We start from the raw sequence: 6,167 nt of genomic DNA, 5'->3' as shown, positions 1-6,167 counted from the left end.
TTTTCAGTGGTCCTGGGGGCGTCGAGCAATGGTGCGCCTTCTCGATTGGAGTTGGATGCCGGGCCGCGATCGTCGGGAATTCGGGCGCAAGGTTGCAATGACGCCAAGGGTGCCGCAGGCGATGCTGCCCCCAGCCGGCGTGATCGACGTTCGAACACCGAACGGACATATGCCGCCGCTTTCGCGGCGGCAATCGATCCGTCGCAATGACGGCGCCGCGAACCAGGTTCGTATCACGAACCCGATTCGAATTTGCGAGTCCGGGACTCCCTGCAAAAACCGATTCGCGGGGCTCAGTCTTCGTTCGCCGCGATCGATTCCATCAGGGACACCAGCTGACGCTGGACGGTCTGGTCCTTGATCTTGCTGTAGGCGCGCAGCAGCCGGAGGCTGAATGCGCTGTCGAGGAACAGCAGGCTCTCGACTTCCCGCGCCTTGCCGTCGCCGTCATAGAAGAACGTGACGGGCACATCGAGCGCGGTGGCGATTGCCTGAAGACGGGCAGCGCCGACGCGGTTGACGCCCTTCTCGTACTTCTGAACCTGCTGGAAGCTGACGCCGAGCTTGTCGCCGAGCTCCGCCTGCGAGATCTTCTGCTCAACGCGCCGAAGCCGGATCCGCTTGCCCAATTCAATGTCGGGTTTTCCGGCACTGCGCTGCTTCATTTTCTTCGCTGCTGCTTTCATCATTCTGCCTTTTGTCGTCCATCGGTCGAGAAGCCCCCGAATAAACGGGTTGGGGATTCACCCTTGTATACCGTATCAAATTCGCCGGGATGGACGAATTCGTCCTTGAACCACGGGAATCTTACGGGATTGAAGGCCTCCACCAGCCAGTCGATCATGTGCCGTACCCGCGGGATACGGCCATTGCCGGCATGATAGGAAAGCCAGATATCGAAGGACCGGTTTAACGGAATCTCGAGCGGCACGATCTTGCCGCCGAGCGCCCAGCCATAGGTCGGAAGCACGCCGATGCCGGCGCCATTGGCGATGGCCCAGTAATGCGCGCTGCTCACGTTGTTCTTCATGACCAGCAGGTCGCTTTGCGCGTAGCCCGGAAACAGGCTGTCAAACGTCTCCTTGGCGGCGATCTCGTCGGCGAACTGCATCACCAGCCGATGCTTGACCAGTTCTTGCGTCGTTTTCGGCGCGCCGTAGGTCTCGATATATTTCTCGCTGGCAAAGAACATCAGATGCATGCGGCCGAGCCGCACCAGTTTGACGTCGAGCGCCGTCGGCCGCGACAAATGGATCGCGACGTCGGCCTCGTGCCGCGACACGTCGGCCGAGCGCATCGCACAATGCAGGTCGACCACGATGTTGGGGAAGGATTGCTGGAATTCGACGAGGCGGGGCGCCAGCCAAAATGTCCCGAGGCCCTCGGTGACGGCCACCCGGACTTCGCCCGACAGCGTATTGGTGACGGAATTGCTGGCGCGCAAAAGGTCGAACGATGCGGCCTCCATGCGTTCCACCGCGGACACCACCAGCGAGCCCTCGTCGGTCAGCCGTGTGCCATGGACGTCGCGGGTGAACAGGGTGGCGCCGATCTGGCGCTCGAAATCGTCGATGCGGCGGCGCACGCCGTTGATGGACAGGTCCAGCCGCTCCGCGGCGGACCTGAAACTGCCGCAGCGAACCACTTCCAGGAAAACCCTGGCGGCGTCCCAGTCCGTGAGACTGCCGACGGCGACCTTTTGGCGTTCCTCCTGCGGAACGCCCCTTTCCACGACCAGAGGCATACAGAGTCCTTTGTGCCCGCTAAACTTGGCAGAATACGGTGAAAACCACAACCATTGCGGGTCCAGGGGCTGGGGATTCCGAGGGTTATGCTTACCTGTGGCTGCGCCCACAGGCCGCCCCCCGGCACATTGGGATACCGCCCGGTTACCATTCCGGGCTCGAAAGGGGGGCAAGTGGCGTCAGTTGTAAGCCTTCGGACCTTCGCTAATTCCTCCAGCGTCCCGATCGTCGTTTTTGTGGACATGCAGCAGGAACATCTGGCGAAGCCGCGGCTGCTGGCGATTCCCGGGATCGACCGCGCGCTGGATAATTGCCGAAGGGTGCTGGATCATTCGCGCCGGATCGGACTGCCGGTGGCCTTCATCCGGATGCTCGGGGAGTCCGCCTTCTTCAACCGGGCGACCCCGTCCCTGCGCTGGATCGAGGGGTTCGAGCCGTATCGCAACGAAATGGTATTCGAACGGGCGGGTCCGTCGTGCTATTCTTCCGAAGCCTTCACCGCGCTGGTCAATCAAAGCCGGGGCGGCATCGTGCTGGTCGGGTTTGCGGGCGAGTCAGCCTGCCTTTCGACCATGATCGATGGCTTCCACCGCAACCACAGGGTGGCTTATTTATGCGACGCGTCGGCCAGCCATGCTCTCGACGACATGTCCGCGGACGATGTGCAACGGGCTGTATCGAGAATATCTGCGCTTTATGGAGACGTCTATGAAACCGCCGAATGGATCGCCTCCACTGTACCTCGCAAGCTCGGTAACGGAAGAAACGCTGGTGGCTAATTCAGAAGAACGATTGCAGTCGATCCTCGCAACCCTGGAGCAGTGCCGGGCGGCGCTGGTCAAGGAGGCGCGCCCGGAGACCGCCAAGCTGGTTTCGCTGGCCGTTCTCGACCTCCGGATCGATCTCAGCAGAATGCCGGACTCGGACCTGAAAGCCCTGTGCGATGCGATGACGCCGCCGGAGCACGCGCCGTCGGGAAGGTCGACCGATCCGAACTCGCCCAGGGGCCCGCGAAGGCGCGCCGTGCTGAAACTGGTCAAGTAGCGCCGCGGTTTCGGCGTCCATGCCAACCGGCGGACGGTTCGTTCCGGTCGACGCCATTTCGCGACTTCAGCGACAAAAATGATCTTGCCTGTTCGCGCGGCGGCTGCAATCTGCTCCCCAGCTTGGGGAACAGGGAAGCATCTGGATGAGCCAACTCATTGTCCGCGCCGGCGCGTTCACGTTCGACGCACGTTTCGAAGACCAGCTGGCGCCAAAGACCTGCGCCGCCTTCCGCGCCGCGATGCCGTTCGAGAGCCAGGCGGTTCACGTGCGCTGGAGCGGCGAGGCGGTCTGGCTTCCGCTCGGCGATCTCGACTTCGGGGTCGGCTATGAGAACCACACCAGCTATCCCGCACCGGGCCAGATCATTCTCTATCCCGGCGGCATCAGCGAGACCGAGATCCTGCTGGCCTATGGCGGCGTGCACTTCGCCAGCAAGATGGGCCAGCTCGCCGGCAATCACTTCATCACGCTGACCTCGGGGCTCGACCGGCTGGCCGAACTCGGCAAGACCGTGCTCTACAAGGGAGCGCAGAAGGTCCGGTTCGAGGCGGTTTGATGTCGGACGCCGCTTACCCCCGGGATCTCCGCGGCTACGGCCGCCACCCGCCCGATCCGCAATGGCCCGGGGGCGCCCGGATTGCTGTGCAGTTCGTGGTCAATTTCGAAGAGGGCGGCGAGAACAATATCCTGCACGGCGATCCCGCCTCGGAGGCCTTTCTGTCGGATGTGCTCGGCGCGCAGCCATGGCCGGGACAACGCCACGCCAACATCGAATCGATGTTCGAATACGGTTCGCGCGCCGGCTTCTGGCGTCTGTGGCGCGCCTTTGGCGAGCGCAAATGGCCCGCCACCGTGTTCGGGGTCGCGACCGCGCTGCAACGCAATCCCGACATCGTCGCGGCGATGAACGAGGCCCGCTGGGACGTCGCCAGCCACAGCCTGAAATGGGTCGAGCACCGGCACATGCCGGAGGCGGAGGAACGGGCGACCATTGCCGAGGCGATCCGCATTCACACCGAGGCCACCGGCGCGCGGCCGCTCGGCTGGTACACCGGACGGTCCTCGATCAACACGCTGCGGCTGGTGATGGAGGCCGGCGGATTCCTGTATTCCTGCGATTCCTACGCCGACGATCTGCCCTACTGGGTGAGGGGCGCGGCAGGCCCGCACCTCGTCATTCCCTACAGCCTCGACGCCAACGATATGCGCTTCGTCAACGCCCAGGGCTTTTCGAACGGCGAGCAGTTCTTCAGCTATCTCAAGGACAGCTTCGATGTGCTCTATGCGGAGGGCGCGACGTCCCCGAAAATGATGTCGGTGGGCCTGCATTGCCGGATTGCCGGCCGGCCGGGAAGGGCGGCGTCGCTGCTGCGCTTTCTCGACTATATCGCCGGCCACGACAAGGTCTGGGTGCCGACCCGGCTGCAGATCGCGCAGCACTGGCACGCCCGTCTGGCGCATCTCGCCGACGGCGCACCCGAGGTTGGGTCTTCCTGATGGGACCGGCAGCCGCTGCAACGGGCGAACTCGGCCGCGACATCGTCCGCCGCATCGAGGCGCTCGCCGCGATCTCCGAGACGCCGGACAATCTGACGCGGATCTTTCTTTCCCCCGAACACCGCGCCGCGGCCGATCTGCTGCTGTCGTGGATGCGGGATGCCGGCATGGCCGCGCATCTCGATGCCATCGGCAATGTCTGCGGCCGGTACGAGGGCGAAAGGTCGGGCTTGCCCTGCCTGATGCTGGGCTCGCATTACGACACCGTGCGCGATGCCGGAAAATGGGACGGACCGCTCGGGCTCGTCACCGCGATCGGCTGCGTCGCGGATCTGCACCGGCGCGGCAGGCGGCTGCCGTTCGCGGTCGAGGTGACCGGCTTTGCCGATGAGGAAGGCGTCCGCTTCGCTTCCACGCTGCTGGGCAGCCGGGCCGTGGCCGGAACGTTCGACGAGAGCGTGCTGGGCTCGAGGGACAGCGCGGGAGTGTCGATGCGCGATGCGCTGACGACATTCGGTCTCGACCCCGATCACACCGGCGCGGCGGCTCGGATCCGCGCCGAATTGCTGGCCTATGTCGAACTCCACATCGAGCAGGGTCCGGTGCTGGAAGGCCTCAACCTGCCGGTCGGAATCGTCACCGCGATCGCGGGCGCGACGCGGCTCGCGGCCAGCCTCACCGGGATGGCCGGCCATGCCGGCACGGTGCCGATGCTGCTGCGCCGCGACGCGCTTGCCGGCGCCGCCGAATGCATCGTCGAGATCGAGCAGTTCTGCCGGACCGACCAGGACGGACTGGTCGGCACCGTCGGATATATCGATGCGAGGCCCGGCGCCACCAATGTGATTCCCGGACAGGTGTCCTTCACCATCGATATCCGCGCGCCGACCGATGCGCACCGCAAGCTCGCCGTCACGGATATCGTCCGGCGCATCGAAAACATCGCCAAACGCCGCAAGCTGCAGCTGCAACTCGACGTCACCCATGAGAACCGCACCGTGCCCTGTGCGCCATGGCTCCGGAGCCAGATCTCGGAAGCCGTCGCGGCGGAGGGGATTCGCGCCTTCGAACTGCCGAGCGGCGCCGGCCATGACGGCATGGCGATGATCGACGTCGCCGACGTCGCGATGCTGTTCGTGCGCTGCCGCGGCGGCATCAGCCATCATCCGGACGAGCATGTCGACCCTGATGACGCCGATGCCGGCGCGCGCGTGCTGCTGCGGCTGATCGAGAATTTCCGGCCGCGGGAGGTGGCCAGCGAATGACCGGGACGCGGGCGTGGCCGGCTGCCGCAGGGCCTCGCCAGGAAATCTCGAAAACAACCCCATGCAATGATCGAATGCCGCATCGTCGGACCCCGCCTGGCCCGATCCCCGGACGCGGGGGCCGACCGCGATCTGACCGAAAAGTGAGCAGCAGAGCTTCTTTCGGGTGCTTTTAGTAGCGATGGAGGTGCTAAGCCGCCGCAGGGAGCCGTAGAACCGGAGCCCAGGCCGGAACTCTAGTTTGGCCAGCACGAATGATGGCAATGATGGCAATGATGGCATGATTCACGATGTCTCGATCCCCGCGGCGTTGCTGGCCGGCGTGGTCAGCTTTCTGTCGCCCTGCGTGCTGCCGCTGGTGCCGCCCTATCTGATCTACCTGACCGGCGCGACCATCGAACGTGTCGCCAATGACGAGCCGGAAGCCTCCTCCAGGCGCGCGGTGATGATCTCGGCCGGGATGTTCGTGCTCGGCTTTTCCACCGTGTTCGTGGCGCTCGGCGCCAGCGCGTCGCTGATCGGAAGCCTGATCCGGGCCTGGTCGGCGGAGCTTTCGATCGTCGCCGGCATCGTCATCATCATCATGGGCCTGCATTTCCTCGGGCTGACCCGG

At 64.5% G+C, this 6,167-nt stretch carries 9 protein-coding genes; 7 read left to right on the top strand and 2 right to left on the bottom strand.

Annotation, left to right across the window (positions count from 1 at the left end; translation table 11 throughout):
• Positions 1-210: hypothetical protein (locus Q8R73_RS04805; RefSeq protein ID WP_305718393.1), on the top strand; the 210-nt coding region annotated here is incomplete at its 5' end.
• 83 nt (positions 211-293) lie between these two features.
• Here Q8R73_RS04805 and Q8R73_RS04800 read toward each other — a convergent pair.
• Both Q8R73_RS04800 and Q8R73_RS04795 read right to left on the bottom strand, forming a co-directional pair.
• Positions 294-689: a helix-turn-helix domain-containing protein gene (locus Q8R73_RS04800; protein WP_304743359.1), complete on the bottom strand. Its 396-nt coding sequence runs from the start codon at positions 687-689 to the stop codon at positions 294-296.
• Positions 686-1,744: a LysR family transcriptional regulator gene (locus tag Q8R73_RS04795; RefSeq protein WP_305718392.1), complete on the bottom strand. Its 1,059-nt coding sequence runs from the start codon at positions 1,742-1,744 to the stop codon at positions 686-688. Before Q8R73_RS04795 ends, Q8R73_RS04800 begins: the two co-directional genes overlap by 4 nt.
• 87 nt (positions 1,745-1,831) lie before the next feature.
• Between Q8R73_RS04795 and Q8R73_RS04790 the strand changes: the two genes are divergently transcribed.
• The 6 genes from Q8R73_RS04790 to Q8R73_RS04765 form a co-directional block, all read left to right on the top strand.
• Complete coding sequence (locus Q8R73_RS04790; RefSeq protein ID WP_305718391.1) at positions 1,832-2,524, top strand: isochorismatase family protein; 693 nt, start codon at positions 1,832-1,834, stop codon at positions 2,522-2,524.
• On the top strand, positions 2,517-2,789 hold the full coding sequence (locus Q8R73_RS04785; protein WP_305718390.1) for a hypothetical protein: 273 nt from the start codon (positions 2,517-2,519) through the stop codon (positions 2,787-2,789). The genes Q8R73_RS04790 and Q8R73_RS04785 overlap by 8 nt, the downstream gene beginning before the upstream one ends.
• A 145-nt stretch (positions 2,790-2,934) precedes the next feature.
• Positions 2,935-3,348 carry a DUF3830 family protein gene (locus tag Q8R73_RS04780; protein WP_305718389.1) on the top strand — a complete coding sequence of 138 codons (414 nt, stop codon included), beginning with the start codon at positions 2,935-2,937 and terminating at the stop codon, positions 3,346-3,348.
• Positions 3,348-4,289, top strand: a complete 942-nt coding sequence (gene puuE, locus Q8R73_RS04775) for an allantoinase PuuE (protein WP_305718388.1) — start codon at positions 3,348-3,350, stop codon at positions 4,287-4,289. The genes Q8R73_RS04780 and puuE overlap by 1 nt, the downstream gene beginning before the upstream one ends.
• A complete protein-coding gene (locus tag Q8R73_RS04770) occupies positions 4,289-5,554 on the top strand; it encodes an allantoate amidohydrolase (protein WP_305718387.1) in 1,266 nt (421 codons plus the stop codon). The genes puuE and Q8R73_RS04770 overlap by 1 nt, the downstream gene beginning before the upstream one ends.
• A gap of 280 nt (positions 5,555-5,834) precedes the next feature.
• Positions 5,835-6,167: cytochrome c biogenesis CcdA family protein (locus tag Q8R73_RS04765; RefSeq protein ID WP_305718386.1), on the top strand; the 333-nt coding region annotated here is incomplete at its 3' end.

The organism is Bradyrhizobium sp. (assembly GCF_030697065.1).
Classification (GTDB): Bacteria; Pseudomonadota; Alphaproteobacteria; order Rhizobiales; family Xanthobacteraceae; genus Bradyrhizobium.
Note: the sequence above shows the minus strand (reverse complement) of the source record. Positions and strands in the feature narration are given on the sequence as shown.